At 34.9% G+C, this 14578-nt stretch carries 16 protein-coding genes and 1 other annotated feature; of the genes, 9 read left to right on the top strand and 7 right to left on the bottom strand.

Annotated features, from left to right (window positions below; translation table 11 throughout):
* Window positions 1-5 precede the first annotated feature (5 nt).
* The 3 genes from EKM77_RS06495 to EKM77_RS06485 are packed head-to-tail and all read right to left on the bottom strand — an operon-like array spanning window position 6 to window position 1898.
* Entirely contained in the window at window positions 6-935 is a 930-nt protein-coding gene (locus EKM77_RS06495; protein WP_125593253.1) for a DUF4097 family beta strand repeat-containing protein, read from the bottom strand.
* Window positions 935-1591, bottom strand: a complete 657-nt coding sequence (locus tag EKM77_RS06490; protein ID WP_125593252.1) for a DUF1700 domain-containing protein — start codon at window positions 1589-1591, stop codon at window positions 935-937. Before EKM77_RS06490 ends, EKM77_RS06495 begins: the two co-directional genes overlap by 1 nt.
* On the bottom strand, window positions 1581-1898 hold the full coding sequence (locus EKM77_RS06485; protein WP_125593251.1) for a PadR family transcriptional regulator: 318 nt from the start codon (window positions 1896-1898) through the stop codon (window positions 1581-1583). The genes EKM77_RS06490 and EKM77_RS06485 overlap by 11 nt, the downstream gene beginning before the upstream one ends.
* A 150-nt stretch (window positions 1899-2048) precedes the next feature.
* Window positions 2049-2270, top strand: a binding site (T-box leader).
* 145 nt (window positions 2271-2415) lie between these two features.
* On the opposite strand from EKM77_RS06485, the gene EKM77_RS06480 reads away from it, so the two are divergent.
* The 3 genes from EKM77_RS06480 to EKM77_RS06470 are packed head-to-tail and all read left to right on the top strand — an operon-like array spanning window position 2416 to window position 4604.
* Entirely contained in the window at window positions 2416-3066 is a 651-nt protein-coding gene (locus EKM77_RS06480; protein ID WP_125593250.1) for an amino acid ABC transporter permease, read from the top strand.
* Window positions 3067-3084: 18 nt separating this feature from the next.
* Entirely contained in the window at window positions 3085-3723 is a 639-nt protein-coding gene (locus EKM77_RS06475) for an amino acid ABC transporter ATP-binding protein (protein WP_125593249.1), read from the top strand.
* Between the two features lie 20 nt (window positions 3724-3743).
* Complete coding sequence (locus EKM77_RS06470; RefSeq protein WP_125593248.1) at window positions 3744-4604, top strand: amino acid ABC transporter substrate-binding protein; 861 nt, start codon at window positions 3744-3746, stop codon at window positions 4602-4604.
* Window positions 4605-4778: 174 nt separating this feature from the next.
* Here the strand turns inward: EKM77_RS06470 and EKM77_RS06465 are convergent, their stop codons facing one another.
* A complete protein-coding gene (locus EKM77_RS06465; protein WP_125593247.1) occupies window positions 4779-4961 on the bottom strand; it encodes a hypothetical protein in 183 nt (60 codons plus the stop codon).
* A 370-nt stretch (window positions 4962-5331) separates the two neighbouring features.
* On the opposite strand from EKM77_RS06465, the gene EKM77_RS06460 reads away from it, so the two are divergent.
* The 5 genes from EKM77_RS06460 to EKM77_RS06440 all read left to right on the top strand — a co-directional run bounded on the left by EKM77_RS06460 (window position 5332) and on the right by EKM77_RS06440 (window position 11832).
* Window positions 5332-5805: a nucleoside 2-deoxyribosyltransferase gene (locus EKM77_RS06460; RefSeq protein ID WP_125593246.1), complete on the top strand. Its 474-nt coding sequence runs from the start codon at window positions 5332-5334 to the stop codon at window positions 5803-5805.
* 9 nt (window positions 5806-5814) lie between these two features.
* Complete coding sequence (locus EKM77_RS06455) at window positions 5815-6369, top strand: TetR/AcrR family transcriptional regulator (RefSeq protein ID WP_125593245.1); 555 nt, start codon at window positions 5815-5817, stop codon at window positions 6367-6369.
* A 116-nt stretch (window positions 6370-6485) separates the two neighbouring features.
* Window positions 6486-9182: an efflux RND transporter permease subunit gene (locus EKM77_RS06450; RefSeq protein ID WP_125593244.1), complete on the top strand. Its 2697-nt coding sequence runs from the start codon at window positions 6486-6488 to the stop codon at window positions 9180-9182.
* Window positions 9183-9284: 102 nt separating this feature from the next.
* Entirely contained in the window at window positions 9285-10472 is a 1188-nt protein-coding gene (locus EKM77_RS06445) for an MFS transporter (RefSeq protein ID WP_225425199.1), read from the top strand.
* A 145-nt stretch (window positions 10473-10617) separates the two neighbouring features.
* Complete coding sequence (locus tag EKM77_RS06440) at window positions 10618-11832, top strand: MFS transporter (protein WP_125593243.1); 1215 nt, start codon at window positions 10618-10620, stop codon at window positions 11830-11832.
* 88 nt (window positions 11833-11920) lie between these two features.
* Here EKM77_RS06440 and EKM77_RS06435 read toward each other — a convergent pair whose 3' ends face one another.
* Together EKM77_RS06435 and EKM77_RS06430 are read right to left on the bottom strand one after the other, a co-directional pair.
* The gene (locus tag EKM77_RS06435; RefSeq protein ID WP_125593242.1) at window positions 11921-12292 is read right to left on the bottom strand and encodes a hypothetical protein; all 372 of its coding nucleotides are present in this window, start codon (window positions 12290-12292) and stop codon (window positions 11921-11923) included.
* Window positions 12285-13589: a Y-family DNA polymerase gene (locus EKM77_RS06430; protein ID WP_125593241.1), complete on the bottom strand. Its 1305-nt coding sequence runs from the start codon at window positions 13587-13589 to the stop codon at window positions 12285-12287. The genes EKM77_RS06435 and EKM77_RS06430 overlap by 8 nt, the downstream gene beginning before the upstream one ends.
* 470 nt (window positions 13590-14059) lie before the next feature.
* Between EKM77_RS06430 and EKM77_RS06425 the strand changes: the two genes are divergently transcribed.
* Window positions 14060-14260 carry an XRE family transcriptional regulator gene (locus EKM77_RS06425; protein ID WP_125593240.1) on the top strand — a complete coding sequence of 67 codons (201 nt, stop codon included), beginning with the start codon at window positions 14060-14062 and terminating at the stop codon, window positions 14258-14260.
* 106 nt (window positions 14261-14366) lie between these two features.
* Here the strand turns inward: EKM77_RS06425 and EKM77_RS06420 are convergent, their stop codons facing one another.
* A complete protein-coding gene (locus tag EKM77_RS06420) occupies window positions 14367-14561 on the bottom strand; it encodes a heavy-metal-associated domain-containing protein (RefSeq protein ID WP_125593239.1) in 195 nt (64 codons plus the stop codon).
* Window positions 14562-14578 lie beyond the last annotated feature (17 nt).

Genomic DNA, 14578 nt, shown 5'->3' with positions numbered 1-14578 from the left:
CTAATTTAGCGAACACGAATTGATCCATCAGTGGCGTTGACTTTTAATAAATTTTCAGAATTAGGATTGGATTGATAGTTATTATCCTTCTTCTCGCCAAAGTAATTAATGTTATTAGCACTGAAATCAACACCATCCATGTTTCCTGATTCAGATCTAAATGTGCTCTCGTCAGTAAGGATATAGTCATTAGTTCCTTTTATCGTTACAACTTGCAAGTGAATATGACCATCATCCATATTGATCGATCCACCATTTAATTTTGAGTTAGCGATTTTTAAATTAGATTCGCTCATTTCGAATTTATAATTGTTCAAAGTACTATTCTTTATATCAATTACTGAATCATCGTTCGCTTCAAAGTTAAGATTGTTGATCGTTGAATCCTTTATTCTAATATATCCATCATCAAATAAGAACTTACTTCCTTGTTGTTCAGTAATAGTTACGTTATCAAGATAAATGGACGCATCACTATTCCAATATTTATTTGATTTAGTAAATTTTTTAATAGTCAAATTTCTAAGTCTAACGTTACCTTCCGATAAGTTTACATGCATTCTCTTCAAACTTTCTTTTTTAGGTACCGTTACAATCACACGCTCACCTCTACCGTCCCAATCAACAGCAGCTTTTCTCTTATGACCAGTTATGATCAGTGTATCTTTATTTACTTCATAAGTTGGAAGTTGTAATTTATCTCCCAAAATACGAACGGAATACTTATTACCCTTTTCAATTCGTACGGAAACGTTTTTACCGTTCACTTTAACTTTAGAAAAGGACTTTACACTTTCAGTTTCATCGATTTTTTGAGAAATTTTAAATCCATGATCCCAAGCGACCATCTTCATTCCTCCGGTTAAATATCCGCCAACACAGAGGATGGCTCCTAAAACCAATAAATAAAAGCCTGTTACAAAATACTTACGCATTATTTATTTTCCCCCTTCATTGGTGTAGTTCTTCCATAGAGTAATTTCTTACCTAACCATCTAAAGAAGATGACAACTAGATCAAATACCCAGCGTACTATCGCTATAACGATAGGAATAATAAAGAAATTTAGTCCTAAAATAATCAAACCGCCACCGATATAAAAGACCGATGTCGCTAGTGATTCAAAGATAACTGATATTCCCATAAAAATAGATCCAATACCTAAAATCACTGATAGAGCTAATAAGAACAAGAATAATAATATGAACAGTATTCCTAGTCCAAAGAATGAGACTAAGGCGAGCACTAAAGCTATGGCAACGGGAATAGCAATGGGAGATGCCATTAAAGCTAGTAAAACTAGACCGATCATCCCTAAATTCTTCTTAAATCTTTCATTATCAGTAATGTGTCCGTTATCCACATGTTGATAATTATCTTCAGACATCTTAATAGAGTAATCTGCCAATACTTTTCGTGCTAATTTTTTCGGTAGTCCCAGTTCATTCACAATTGCATCGGTAGTTGTTAAATTTGCATCAATTAAATATTCACGATAAAATTCCAAAACATCATTTTGTTCTGATTCATCAAGTGGATGTAAATAAACTTTTAGTTCATCAATATATTCATTTACAGCTTTATTCTCCATCTTTACCCTCCAAAATTCTGTCCGTAGCTTCTTTTAGTTGCGACCAATCTTCTTTAATAGAAGTTAACTGTGACTCCCCTAATTCAGTTATTTTATAATATCGACGATTTCTGCCCTCATACGCTTGATCATATGTTTCTAACCAGCCTTCTTTTTTTAAACGGCGCAAAATCGGATACATGGTGGATTCTGAAATTGGGAATACCTTTTGAACTTCCTTGGTTATCGTATAACCGTAGTAGTCCTCTCTAGTCAAAAGAGCTAAGACACTTCCCTCCAAAATCTCTGTTGAGGCTTGAATTGCCATATTATCTCCTCTTTCTATAATACTATACGACGTATAATATTGATTCACTTTTAATATAGTATAATTTTATAATACTGTCAATCAAATATTAATAAATGTTCTTGACATTCAATATCTAAGGACGTACGATAGTTGCAACATTTAAACAGTACAAAGACGATGACAGAAAAGTAATTATTTTATCTGGTTCAGAGAGTCGACGGTGGTGTGAGTCGATCCGGTAAGTAATGAAACACATCTGTAAGTTAAATAATTGAATTCAGTAGGTTATTTCGGTAGCACCGTTATCGCTGAAGTTATTGTAACTTCGTGAGCTTAATGTCGTAAGATATTAAGAAGCCAGAGGTGGTACCGCGTTAAATCGCCCTCTTAGTCGTGTGACTAAGAGGGCTTTTTTTTTACAATAACTTCCTGAGGTTAGTATCGTGAGGTACTAACGAATTGAGGTGGAACCACGTCTAGACGTCCTCTAGCATTTTGCTAGAGGACTTTTTTTGTACAGTCAGGGGGAAATATCATGCACTATATTTTAGAAATTCTACCTTCGCTATTAAGCGGAACCGTAATGACGCTCAAAGTTTTCTTTTGGACTTTAGTTTGTTCATTGCCATTAGGTGTCCTAGTTTCATTAGGACGTAGTTCAAGATTTAAACCACTAAGCTGGTTAGTTTCATTTTATATTTGGGTAATGCGTGGCACACCATTACTATTACAATTGATATTCGTATTCTATGGATTACCAAATATGCCTTTCTTCCATATCGTTTTTGAAAGATATGATGCAGCATTATTTGCTTTCATATTAAATTACACAGCTTACTTCGCTGAAATCTTCCGTGGAGGCTTTGGAGCTATCAGTAAGGGACAATTTGAAGGTGCCAAAGTTCTAGGTTTAAATTACTGGCAAACGATCAGAAAAATTGTCGTACCACAAGTTTTGAAAATCGTCTTACCATCAATTGGTAATGAAGTTATCAATTTAGTTAAAGACTCATCATTGGTATACGTAATTGGATTAGGCGATTTACTTCGTGCCGGAAATATCGCCAGTTCACGTGATGTTACTTTAGTTCCATTATTATTAGTCGGTGTTATTTATCTATTGTTAACACTCGTCTGCACTTGGGTTTTACGTATTTTAGAAAAACACTTCAGTTATTACCGTTAGGATTTGGGAGGAATTTTTATGCTAAAGCTAGAAAATATTACAAAAAGTTTTGAAGGAACAACAATTTTAAATAATTTGAATCTTGAAGTTAAAGATAATGCTATTTTAAGTGTTGTCGGACCTTCTGGAGCAGGTAAAACAACTTTACTCCGCTGCATCGCTGGACTTGAAAAAGCTGACTCTGGTAAGTTCATCCTCAATGGAGAACCTTTGGATCCTGCTGACGAATCTGCTAAAGAACGTATCGTTGGCGTAGTATTTCAAGATTTCAATCTTTTCCCCCATCTAACAGTTCTTCAAAATGTTTCTTTAGCCCCTGAAATGGTTCTAAAACAAGATAAAAAAACTTCTGAAGCCGCCGCCAAAGACTTACTTGCCCAATTGGAACTATCAAGTCAAGCTAATCAATATCCATTTGAATTATCCGGTGGACAAAAACAACGTGTTGCCATTGCCCGCGCTTTAGCCATGCAACCTAAAATCCTTTGTTATGACGAACCTACATCAGCACTTGATCCAAGTTTACGTGACGCAGTCGCTGACTTGATTTTGGATTTAAAAAAGACTGGTATCACTCAAATCGTTGTTACCCATGATCCCGAATTTGCTAAAAAAATTGCTGATCAACTACTCGAAGTTAAACCTATTAATAAATAACTACCTTGGGGGATTAAATTATGAAAAAGAAAATATTTACGATCATCGCCCTCTTGGCATGTTTCGTTACCATTTTGAGCGGTTGTCAAAGCAGTACAAGCAATAAATCAGTTGCTCAACAAGCCAATACCACTGATACTTGGTCAAACATTAAAAAACGTGGACGAGTAATCATTGGCTTAGATGATACCTTTGTCCCTATGGGATTTCGTAAAAAAAATGGTCAACTAGTTGGATATGATATTGATCTCGCTAAAGCTGTCTTTAAGCAATACGGTATCAAAGCTGATTTTCAGCCTATCGATTGGAATATGAAGGAGACAGAATTACGTAACCGTACAATTGATTTGATTTGGAACGGCTATACGATAACCCCTGCTCGTCAAAAACAGATTGCTTTTTCAAGGCCTTACATGGCTAATCGTCAAATCCTTGTTACAAAAAAGAAGAATAATATTAATAGTTTTGCCGGTATGCAAGGTAAAACTTTAGGCGTCCAAACTAGTTCTTCTGGTGCCAGTTTGTTAGATGAACATCCTAAGATGCTAAAAGACTATATTAAAAACCAATCACCTGTTATGTACGATTCATTCAATAATGCGTTAATGGATCTTGACGCTAACCGAATCCAAGGTTTATTAATAGATAGTGTTTATGCAGGATATTACATTAAACACGAAAAAGATCCGGACTCATATCAAATGACAACCGGTGGTTTTGATGGAGAGGATTTTGCCGTCGGTATGAGAAAAGGCGACAAAACTATGAAGAAGAAGATCGACGCTGCTTTTCAAAAACTCTCTAATGACGGTCAATTAGAAAAAATAAATGAAAAATGGTTTGGTACTAACGATAATTCTTTAGTTAAACCTGAAAAATAAGGACATAAAAGAGTCTGATAAAAATCTATTTTGTCTCGAAATATGCAGCATAAACGTGGAACAAAACATAGCTTTTTCCGCTTAAAACGAAAGGGTCCAGTAATCTAAAATCAGATTACTGGACCCTTTCGCCTTAATGCTCGAAAGCTGAACATGTTTTGCCCAACTTTCTTTTTATTGATTTAAAAATTCATAACTTGGAACATATTCGGAATTTACCCATTCATTAGTAGAAACTCGGAAATACCAACCACCATCTGTGGCTCTTCTTTGCATATCTGATACCCAAGGAGTCAAACTTTGTAAAGCACGATTAGTTACAGGAGAAACACTGTTATCTGAATTAAAAGATACCATAGGTACAAAATTCCTTTGAGTAACAATAAATGGAAAATAAGATACATCTTGCTCTACGTTTTTATTTTATTCAAATTTAAAATATTAATAGAAGGAAGGCCATTACGATGCCAAATAATGCTAAATAGCTTACATTGCGTTTATTCTTTTTTAGATCTTTTTTAGTTTCCATGCTTGTCATCCTCCGTGCTAGGTTCTTTATACCATCTAAGTTTGAACTTTTAAAGAATTTTCCACCCAAATTCAAAAAAATAATATTGAATTTTAAATATCTAATATTACGCCAAATTAAATATTTGTTTTGAGGAATTTATAAGGAATTTTTAAGTGCTTCCAGTATAATAAATACATATCAAAAAGGAGAGTTTTAATGAACAAAAAAAATCGTATTTATCTAGCTGGACCTTTCTTCAATGAACAACAAATCAAACGACTTGATGAAATCCAAGATCTTTTAGAACAAAATGAAACAATCGGAGATATTTTTCGACCTGCTAGTGCTGAATATACTGATGCAAAAGTTGGCTCCTTTGAATGGCAATCAGCAGTTTTCAAACACGATATAAATAATATCAACGTTTCAGATGTCGTAGTCGCAATGTTAGACTATAAGATAGAAGAAAACGATACTGAACCTGACTCCGGCACCGTCTGGGAATGCGGTTATGCGTTTGCTAACAACATCCCTGTTGTCGCCGTTAGAAATGTTTCAGACCTGCCTTTGAATCTTATGCTAGCTGGCAGTCTAACAGCCTTTTTCAATGGTTCAGAAAACGTTAAAAAAATTAAAGATTATGACTTCAATCAATTAATGACCCGCTACGAAGATGTAAAAGTATTTTAGGAGGAAACTATGTCACAAGTAACACAAAGGACTAAGAAAAATATCATCGATGCCATGATCTCTTTATTAGAGAAAAAATCATTTGAAAAAATCACCGTGGCTGATATTTGCACGGAGGCGATGATAAATCATAGTACCTTTTATCGTTACTTTACTGACAAGTTTGTTTTGTTAAGATCAGTTTTTGCCTACTTATTGGATGACTTAATTAGCAATAGTAGTAACGCTGAAACTATCGTTTCACAAATTGCAGATTTCATAGAAACCAATAATAATTTTATGCGACATATCTCGCCGCAGTATCAAACTAAAGCTAATCTATATCCAGAATTTCGTAGTATCTTAAAAGATCTGGTCGAAAGTAAATATAAAGAACCTGAAAGTCAAGATGACCCATTGATACAAATGATCGTAACCTCTGATTCACCAGAATTGATGATAAGCTTCATTGTCGGTGGTTTGGTCGGTTTAGTAGAATATCTTGAGGATCATGATTTCCAAGTTCCTATGAAGGAATTCACCGGATTTGCCGAAAGCTTCTTTAAAAAATGGTCAAATTTATAATACAAAATCGTCACTTTGTCTCATTTTGAGACTGGTGGCTTTTTTTGTTTCTTAAAATTATTTCCCGAATAGTTATAATCGTCACTATGAGGAAAACTCTGAAAGGGATGAAAATTATGGAGAAATTTTTTGATATGCTCAGTAATAGTGTTCACAAGCACACCAAAATGTGGATCACTATTATTGCAGCTATTACCGTAATTCTTGCCATAGGTTTGCCTAGAATTGAAATGAAATTCAGTAACGACGTATTCGTCAATTCCAATTCTAAGCCTTATAAAGACACGCAAACTTATCAAAAGAATTTCGGTGGGGATGCTGTTTACGTCATGGTCAGTGGTAAACAGGATCAAGTTTTGTCACAAAAAAATATGAAGAAGCTCAATACGCTGGATAAAAAAATCAGCAAATTGGACAACGTTCGTGGAACTACTAATATAGTAGCTTTAATGAATGATGAGTTATCACAACTCGCAGATAATCCAACTCAAGCTTCTAATATGAAGGGATTAAATCTTAATTTAACTCCTAAGATGCAAAAAGATGTTATGAATTCCTTATCAGATAAGCAAAAAGCTACTTTGATGACTAAGATTCAAAGTTCACTAACATCAGCACAAACTGCTCAAGTAACACAATTTGTACCAACGATTTTAACCGATACTCAAAAGGCTCAAATTGCTGCTGCACAAACTCAAGCAACTGCTAAAATTGCTCAATTACCTGCAGCCCAACAACAAGCAGCCGCTGCACAATTACAAGCAACTGAACAGACTCAACTTATGGGTATGCTGACACCTGCCCAAACAAAACAAGTTCAAGCTTATACAATGACGATCTTAAATGATCAACAAAAACAAGCCCTTGAACAAAGTATTTTACCAATGATTCCTAAAGTACAAAACATGCCTAATGCACTATTAAGAGATATTTTACTTAGTGATAACGGAAAAGTTCCATCTGCCATTTCGCAATTATTACCTAAGAACGCTAAACATACTGTTTTAATGGTTAACACTAAGAATACAACTGATATGGATGCCAACGTTAAGTTGATGAAAGATGTCCATAAAGCTGTTAAAGATACTAACTTTAAAGGCAACGTCAAAGTAAGAACTGCCGGTACTCCTGTTGTTATCGGACAAGTTAAAAATGTTGTTATTCAAAACATGGCGGTCATGGTTGTTATTGCTGTGATAATCATGTTGATCATTTTGGCATTGATCTTCCCAGTTAGAAGAAGATTATCACCATTACTATTCGTTCTAATTGGTTTGATATGGACATTTGGTTTGATGGGATGGTTCAATTTACCTATCACACTTGCCACAATGGCTACTCTACCAATTATTATTGGATTGGGTACTGACTTTGGGGTTCAGTTCCAAAACCGTTATGAAGATGAATATCGAAGTTCTGAAGATTCTGAAGGTTCGATCAAACTTTCGATCAACAAGATGGGACCTGCTGTCGGAATTGCTTTAGTAGTTATGATGTTCAGTTTCTTAACAATGTTCTTCTCTAAAGCTCCAATGATGAAACAATTCGGTGTAACTTTGGCACTTGGTGTTCTATGTGTTTACATCGTTGAATTCTTTATGATGTTTAGCACTTTCACACTCTTAGATGGATCAGAGAAAGCTCATGCTAAATTTGTAGCTAAGAATAAAGTTAGAAAAGAAAAGCAACAAAATGGTACGACTCGTTTATCCGGCTGGTTAGCTAACTACGCTAAGTTTGTTACAAAACATGCTTCCTGGGTCTTTATCATTGCTATCGTTCTTGGAGGATTTGGTTTCTTCGTTGAAAGAAATATTGGTACTGAAACTGATATTTTGAAGATGATCCCTCAAGACATGTCAGAGCTGCAAAATACTAAATATCTTCAAAAGCAAGTTGGTTCAACTGTTTATATCAACTACCTAGTTAAAGGTGACGACGTTCGCGACAAAGCAACTATGAAACGTATCGACAAACTAGGTAAACAAGAAAACAACAAGTATAAAGATATTACTGGCGTAACAAGTCTATCTTCAACTTATAAGCAATTAGGCGGTTCACTTGATGCTAGTCAATCAACAATGAATACTGGTATTAAAAACATTCCTAATTCACTCAAGAAGACTGTTATCAGTAATAATAATCAATATGCAACGATCCAGTTTAAAGTTAATCAACATCTTTCTTCTAAAGATCAGCAAAACTTAATGGATAAAATTTCTAAAGATATTGGTGGCAATCACCATGACTTGAAGATTTCACCAGCTGGCCCACAAGTTATGATGTTAATAGGTGTAAGTAATGTAACTTCAAACCATACTTTAATTATGTTCGCTGGTTTAATAATTATCTTTGTTGTATTGTTATTGGTTTACCATGAAATCAGATTGGCAATTTATCCAGTTCTTCCTATCTTGGTCGTACTTGGATTATCACCTTTGACACTTTGGTTAATGCATACAACATACAACCCCGTTACAATTGCGCTTAGTTCATTAGTCTTAGGTATCGGTACTGAATTTACTATTTTGATACTTGAAAGATATCGTGAGGAAAGACTCAATAAAGTCACGCGCAGACAAGCTATTATTGATGCCGTTTCCCACGTTGGACAAGCCATTACTGTTTCTGGATTAACCGTTATGGGCGGATTTTCAGCCATCATGTTCTCAAGTTTCCCTGTTCTTAGATCCTTTGGTCTAATTACAGTTCTTGATACAGGTTATTCCTTGATCAGTGCTTTAACTGTTTTGCCTGCAATTATTTACTTATTTAGAAAGCGTGCTAATAAAAAAGATAACGCTACTAAATAATACCCAATAAGGATGCGCAACTTGTGCATCCTTATTTTGTTTGTCCAAACTTTAATTATGAATTAGAATAATTAGGTAACTAATATTGAGGGGGATATCTTTTTGAATTCATTATCAGAAACAAATACACCCAAAACATCACAAAATTATTTTTTATTCAGTATGATGTTGATTGCGGCAAATTTGCGTTTACCGATTACGATCATGCCGCCTTTACTTAGAAGTATTGAAAAGGATTTGAACATTCCTAGTTCTATGGCAGGACTGTTAACTTCTATTCCTTTGATTGCTTTTGCAATATTCTCGCCAATTATCGTTAAAATTGCTAAAAATAAAGGAAATGAATTAACGATTCTTTTATTCTTTATTCTTTTATTGGTGGGAAGTTACTTACGTGTCATTCCTACTGTCTGGGCCTTATTTTTGGGGACTGCCCTAGTCGGAATTGGTATTGATAGTGGTAACGTTTTGGTACCAGCTATTATCAAGGATCATATGCCTAATAAAATTCCATTAGGCACTGCTTTATACACTTTATCAATGCTTTTGATCGGTGCGATCGGAACAGCATTTTCAGGATACTTCATAACTAGGATCAGTCTTAGTGCTACTTTAGCTATTTTGTCAGTTATGGGAATTATTGCATTTATTTTCTGGATTCCTAATGTTAAAAATAATCAAAAAGACACCAACAATAAAGATGAAGAAATTCCAGATTATCAAAGTGTTTGGCATCAATCATTAGGTTGGTTAATAACGTTATACTTTGGCTTCCAATCATTGATTTACTATTCTCTTTTGACTTGGCTGCCAAGGGTTTTGACTGATCATGGCGTTACAACGATCTTCTCAAGTAATCTATTAACCGTCTTGCAAATTGCCGGATTACCATTATCTTTTATTGTTCCAATGCTGGCACCTAAAAAAGTGGGAATGGGACTTTTGACATTCTGTGTAGTCTTAGGATACTTTGTAGCTCCATTAGCATTTTTACTAAATACTACTTCAGGTATTTACTTAATAATTTGGGCAATAATTGCCGGTGTGGCCCAAGGAATTGCCTTTAATACTGCCATCTTTTTCTTTACTAATAAAACAACTAATCCTTATCAAACAGCCGAAGTATCAGGTATGGCACAATCTGCCGGTTATCTTCTTGCTGCCTTTGGTCCAGTTATTTTTGGTGTTTTTAAAGAAAGTTCATACATTATGATCGTCATAGCCGTATTTGCCGCTCTATTAGCAACAACGGGCATAATTATTTATCGTGCACGCTTGATAAAAGAATAAATATAATTTTTTAAAGCCTTGTCACGACTGTGATTGGTCAAATTTCGAAAGATTTAGACACTTGTACATATTATTTTGTCATGCTACTATATCTTCAAGCAAAATAAAGGACGACTGTGAGCGTCCATTTTGGAGGAAAATAGTAATGAAAATAGTATCTACACAATCAAACCATCCAGATAACTATCAAGCAAAAGTGGTCGCTTCCACAACTGCAGGTTTCGGATTGGAGAACATGGACGTAATGTTTTTATCATTCGCCCTATCTTCTATCATTGCCGAATTGCATTTGAGCGGAACCCAAGCGGGATTAATTTCCACGATCACAAATGTTGGTATGTTATTGGGTGGTATTTTTTTTGGAATTTTAGCCGATAAATTCGGTCGTATCAAAACTTTTACTTACACAATTTTTATTTTTGCCATTGCAACTGGAGCAATGTTCTTCGCCCACGATTTAACAACTATCTATATCTGCAGATTTCTAGCCGGTATCGGTGGCGGTGGTGAGTACGGTATCGGTATGACCGTACTTGCTGAAAGCTTCTCAAAGAAAAAACTTGGACGAGTATCATCATGGGTCGGTATGGCCGGACAAGTCGGAGCTATCTTTGCTGCTCTACTAGCAACTTTAGTAATACCTACACTAGGTTGGAATGCACTCTTCTTATTCGGTGTAATTCCTGTCATCATTACTTTCTTTATCAGACGTCACTTACGTGAAAGTGACACCTTCATTAAATCCTCCAAGAAGAAACATGGTAGCGTTAAAGAATTATTTGCTACACCAAAGATTGCCTATCAAACAGTAGCATTAATGGTTATGGCCATTGTTCAAATCGCCGGATACTTCGGACTTATGAACTGGTTACCAACAATTATGCAAAAACAACTTAATCTAACTGTTGCCAGTTCAACTTGGATGATTGCTACTATCCTTGGTATGTGTGCTGGAATGCTAACATTTGGCTGGATCTTAGATAACTTAGGACCTCGTCTAGCATTTGGATTATTCTTAACAGCTTCAGCTATCGGTGTCTTTGTACTAACACTTCCAACTAATATGTTTTCACTTATTATCGTTGGAGCTATCGTCGGATACTTCTCAAACGGAATGTTCGCCGGATATGGTGCCGTTGTAAGTCGTCTTTATCCTACTGAAATTCGTGCCACAGCAAATAACGTTATTATGAATACTGGCCGTTGTATTGGTGGATTTTCAAGTTTAGCCATTGGCTGGATCCTGGATAACTACAACATCATGACAGTTATGATGTTTATCTCAACTCTTTATGTGATCAGCCTTATCTTTATGCTTACTATCAGTAATTTAAAAGCTAAAAATTATCAAAATGCTTAAACTTGATATAAATCATCTTTTTTTACAAGCTACCCTTCTATACTAAATACATCCCCTAGAAATTAAGCAATGAAGAAAATCCCCCTCTTCATTGCTTTTTTACGTGGATCGAATAAATTTCTTCCAATATAACTGTTTCATGTCCAATAAATAATTTATCCTCCACGAATCCTTTGATCTTACCTATAATAAACTCGGATATTTCATTATCTAAATTTCTAATATTTAATTCTATTTTTACAGTTTGTTTTTTGATTATCGCCTGATTAATAACCCTTGTTATTTCGACTTCATTCATTTGCTCAGAATGTTTTCGGCTACGTTTTATCTGGTTACTTTTAGACATTTTATTGAATTTAGAAGTATGATCACTTAGATAAAAGCCATTCCATTTCATCATGCCGCGATCGTGATATTCATGTAAAAATCTCGTCACCAAATCTGGATCGTATTCAGTCATAGGCATTCCCACCGTTATGTCCACCGACCAATTTAGAACGACCAATGGCCGTGGCACCCTTCGACAGGCTGGAAGTTTTTACAATAGATTTAAATCCATAGCGTTGTCTAATTGAATCGATCGTTTCATCAACTTTTCTCTCTTTAATCCGACTTTGTTTATCATCTAAAAGATCCAATTGTAAAACATCATCATCTGATAATCGGCCACCTGAAAAATTCAAATGTCTAATAGGCTCTCCTTGCCAATATTTTCGAAACATTTTAATTGCAAGATCCGCCATTTCTTTATTCAAATTAGTGGGTTCGATCTTCATGGAATGTGAAAAGCCACTATTATGTGTCGCTTGTTTAGCATTATAAGAAAAACCCACTCCTAAACTAATACAACCCGTTAACTTATGATGAGCTCTTAATCTTGAGGATACTTGTTCTGCTAACTCTCTAATAACAACTTCAATTTCTGATTGTTTATCGTAATTTCTAGGCAAAACTTGCGAATTTCCATACGACTTATCTTTAGCTCGATACTTTTTATGAATTATTGAGCGGTCGATCCCCCAAGATAGGGCAAACAATTGGCTTCCCATAATTCCAAATCTTTGTTTTAGCATATAAGGATTGTGGTGCGCTAAGTCATAAACTGAATAAATATTTAACTGTTCTAATTTATTGGCCGTCTTTTTCCCGATCGACCACAGTTTGCTTAAATTCTTGATAGGCCATAATTTATCAGGAATGTCTTCATAATGCCATTCCCCAATCAAGCTATAATCATGTTTAGCTTCAATATCTAAAGCAAATTTTGCCAACAACGGATTATCTCCAATACCGACTGTAACGTAAAGGCCTAACTTCTTTTTCACTTCAATTTGAATTTTACGTGCCACTTCAAATGGACTTTCACCAAACAATTGCCAGCTATGTGTCATATCTAAAATAGATTCATCAATTGAATATGGTTGAATATCTTCTTCTGCTGTAAAACTTTCGAATATTTCATTGATCTGCAGATTTCTCTTAATATAAAGATTCATTCTCGGTGCAGCAATGACTAACCGCGGATCATTAACTGGGACCTCACTACATCTAGTAACATTCGATATGTTAAAAAGTTTTTTTGCCATTGGTGAGGAAGCCAATACTAAACCATCACCAGCATTATCAGCTTGTGACATAACTACTAGAACTGATTTCAACGGATTCAGTCCTCGTTCGACAGACTCAACCGAAGCGTAAAAAGACTTGTTATCGATCATAAAAATTACATGTCTGGGTTCATTACTGTAATCATACATTTTACTCATCCCCAAAAATTATTTACATTATCATTATACAAACATACGTTCGTGTTGACAATATAAAAAAAACCAACCTAAGGGTTAGCTTTCTTTCCTATAAATTCATTGATTACATATTCAATAAAGGGTATTTTATAAACATAGCAAAGAGATAAGGTCGCTCCTTATCAAACTGGCTTAGCAAGTGTATGCGGTACTACACACCCTCAAACATTCTAGACGAATCGAGGTGGTGGTTATGCATACTACTAGGAAAGGTGCTTGGAAGATGTCGTTAGTAATAGCGATATATCTATTGTCCTTGTCTGCTCTGAACTTTGCTAGAGCATACGAGAAAATAAAAAAGCTAACCCAATAGGTTAGCTCCACCAAGTACCGCACTAGACTTGCGTAACAGGGGTTGCCACATCAACTCCTGTTTTTTTTGTACAACCATATTATAATACGTTAGGAGAATTTAATCAATTATGGTAAATATCAAAGAGACTATTCAAAAGTTATTCGATAGTGGTATTTCAGGTTATAGAATTGCAAAAGATACCGGTATCAATTCTAGTCAAATCAACAAATTTAGAAGTGGTTATTCATCTATTGATGAAATGGCAGTGAAAAATGCGCAATTGTTAATCGATTACTATGAAAGAGTTAAAAATGACAAGAAAATCTAAATTATTGCACTGACAGGAAATTTTGATCAATTTCCTGTTTTTTTGTGTCCTGATATTTCGATTATCAAAATAACAAAAAAACGACAACTTTCGCTGTCGTCAATTTCTATTTGATACTGTAATTAGTATCGTTCAATGAATTCTTTATATCTGCATCATTAAAATCACCTGAAACAGTAGCGCTGTTATTATCTAAGCTAACAAAAGCTTTCTTAACACCTGAAACGTTTGATAATTTTTCAGTAACTGTATCAACACATCCTTGGCACTTCATTCCTTCTACTGCATATGTTTTTTCCATTATCTTTCTCCATTCCT

The organism is Companilactobacillus baiquanensis (assembly GCF_003946605.1).
GTDB classification, from domain to species: Bacteria; Bacillota; Bacilli; order Lactobacillales; family Lactobacillaceae; genus Companilactobacillus; species Companilactobacillus baiquanensis.
This window is presented reverse-complemented; position numbering and strand designations above follow the sequence as displayed.

What these genes read in the sequence shown, in the direction of transcription:
- EKM77_RS06495 (WP_125593253.1), bottom strand. Translation starts at nt 935, where the DNA reads ATGCGTAAGTATTTTGTAACAGGCTTTTATTTATTGGTTTTAGGAGCC.
- EKM77_RS06490 (WP_125593252.1), bottom strand. Translation starts at nt 1,591, where the DNA reads ATGGAGAATAAAGCTGTAAATGAATATATTGATGAACTAAAAGTTTAT.
- EKM77_RS06485 (WP_125593251.1), bottom strand. Translation starts at nt 1,898, where the DNA reads ATGGCAATTCAAGCCTCAACAGAGATTTTGGAGGGAAGTGTCTTAGCT.
- EKM77_RS06480 (WP_125593250.1), top strand. Translation starts at nt 2,416, where the DNA reads ATGCACTATATTTTAGAAATTCTACCTTCGCTATTAAGCGGAACCGTA.
- EKM77_RS06475 (WP_125593249.1), top strand. Translation starts at nt 3,085, where the DNA reads ATGCTAAAGCTAGAAAATATTACAAAAAGTTTTGAAGGAACAACAATT.
- EKM77_RS06470 (WP_125593248.1), top strand. Translation starts at nt 3,744, where the DNA reads ATGAAAAAGAAAATATTTACGATCATCGCCCTCTTGGCATGTTTCGTT.
- EKM77_RS06465 (WP_125593247.1), bottom strand. Translation starts at nt 4,961, where the DNA reads ATGGTATCTTTTAATTCAGATAACAGTGTTTCTCCTGTAACTAATCGT.
- EKM77_RS06460 (WP_125593246.1), top strand. Translation starts at nt 5,332, where the DNA reads ATGAACAAAAAAAATCGTATTTATCTAGCTGGACCTTTCTTCAATGAA.
- EKM77_RS06455 (WP_125593245.1), top strand. Translation starts at nt 5,815, where the DNA reads ATGTCACAAGTAACACAAAGGACTAAGAAAAATATCATCGATGCCATG.
- EKM77_RS06450 (WP_125593244.1), top strand. Translation starts at nt 6,486, where the DNA reads ATGGAGAAATTTTTTGATATGCTCAGTAATAGTGTTCACAAGCACACC.
- EKM77_RS06440 (WP_125593243.1), top strand. Translation starts at nt 10,618, where the DNA reads ATGAAAATAGTATCTACACAATCAAACCATCCAGATAACTATCAAGCA.
- EKM77_RS06435 (WP_125593242.1), bottom strand. Translation starts at nt 12,292, where the DNA reads ATGACTGAATACGATCCAGATTTGGTGACGAGATTTTTACATGAATAT.
- EKM77_RS06430 (WP_125593241.1), bottom strand. Translation starts at nt 13,589, where the DNA reads ATGTATGATTACAGTAATGAACCCAGACATGTAATTTTTATGATCGAT.
- EKM77_RS06425 (WP_125593240.1), top strand. Translation starts at nt 14,060, where the DNA reads ATGGTAAATATCAAAGAGACTATTCAAAAGTTATTCGATAGTGGTATT.
- EKM77_RS06420 (WP_125593239.1), bottom strand. Translation starts at nt 14,561, where the DNA reads ATGGAAAAAACATATGCAGTAGAAGGAATGAAGTGCCAAGGATGTGTT.